This is a genomic window from Vibrio sp. 10N.286.51.B11, assembly GCF_041469245.1.
In the GTDB taxonomy this organism is placed as follows: domain Bacteria; phylum Pseudomonadota; class Gammaproteobacteria; order Enterobacterales; family Vibrionaceae; genus Vibrio; species Vibrio crassostreae_C.
The window spans coordinates 1-1058 of the sequence record NZ_JBFRKI010000042.1; the positions used below are offsets into that span (position 1 = coordinate 1).

The 1058-nt window shown below is 42.5% G+C and carries 1 protein-coding gene; it reads left to right on the forward strand.

Annotation, left to right across the window (positions count from 1 at the left end; translation table 11 throughout):
* Positions 1-28: 28 nt before the first annotated feature.
* Positions 29-1058, forward strand: a protein-coding gene (locus AB4154_RS20340) for an IS630 family transposase (protein ID WP_372123975.1) whose coding sequence is annotated in 2 segments (ribosomal slippage) — positions 29-487 and positions 489-1058 — 1029 coding nt annotated over the 2 segments. Because the reading frame shifts where the segments join, the coding sequence is not laid out codon by codon here. This gene is flagged as partial in the annotation.

Sequence of the window (1058 nt, forward strand, 5' to 3'; positions counted from 1 at the left end):
GATTGATGAATTATTGTGAAATTTAGCCATGGATAGCCTTAATAACACTGACTTCAAAAAGCTTGCGAGCCAGCAAAAAACCATTCAGATGAAGATGCGTTTACTTGCGCTCGCACACTTTAAAGACGGCCTCTCTCGTACACAAATTGCAAAATCTCTCAAAGTCAGTCGAACCAGTGTCAATAAATGGGTTCGGATTTTTTTTGAAGAAGGCCTAGAAGGACTTCAAGAAAAACCTCGGACTGGTAGGCCTGCATACCTCACCGATGAGCAGCGGGCTCAACTCAGTGCCTTCATAAAAAAAGAAGCTGAATCACCTTCTGGTGGCCGCCTTGTTGGAAGCGATATACATGACTACATCGTTAAACACTTTGACAAGCACTACCACCCTAATTCCATCTATTATCTCCTCGACCACATGGGTTTTTCTTGGATAACTTCTCGTTCCAAACACCCTAAACAATCACAGCAAATACAAGACGATTTTAAAAAAATTCCAAATCGAAACGATCCTTAAGATCCCCGGCCATATTGGGCTAGAGAGTGTTGATGTCTGGTTTCAAGACGAAGCTAGGTTTGGTCAGCAGAACACAACAACACGTCTTTGGGCTACTCGTGGAACGAGACCTCGCGTAGTAAAACAGCAGCAATTTGAATACGCTTATTTGTTTGGCTCAGTGTGCCCATCGAGAGGGATTGGTGAGGCAATGGTCGTCCCTTGGGTTAACAAAGACATCATGATAAACCATCTAGAGCAGATATCTAAAGTCACAGAAAAAGACCGTCATTCAGTGGTAATAATGGATGGCGCAGGATGGCATACCGATGATATTGCTAACCCATTTGATAATGTCAGTATTATCAAATTGCCGCCATACTCACCAGAGCTTAACCCTATAGAGCAAGTGTGGAGTTGGTTAAGGCAACACTATCTAGCAAACCAAAACTTCATTGATTATAACGATATTGTTTCGAAGGTCTGTAGCGCTTGGAATGGATTTCTTGAGTGCAAAGATCGCGTCACAAAAATGTGTACAAGAGATTGGATTGACCTGATC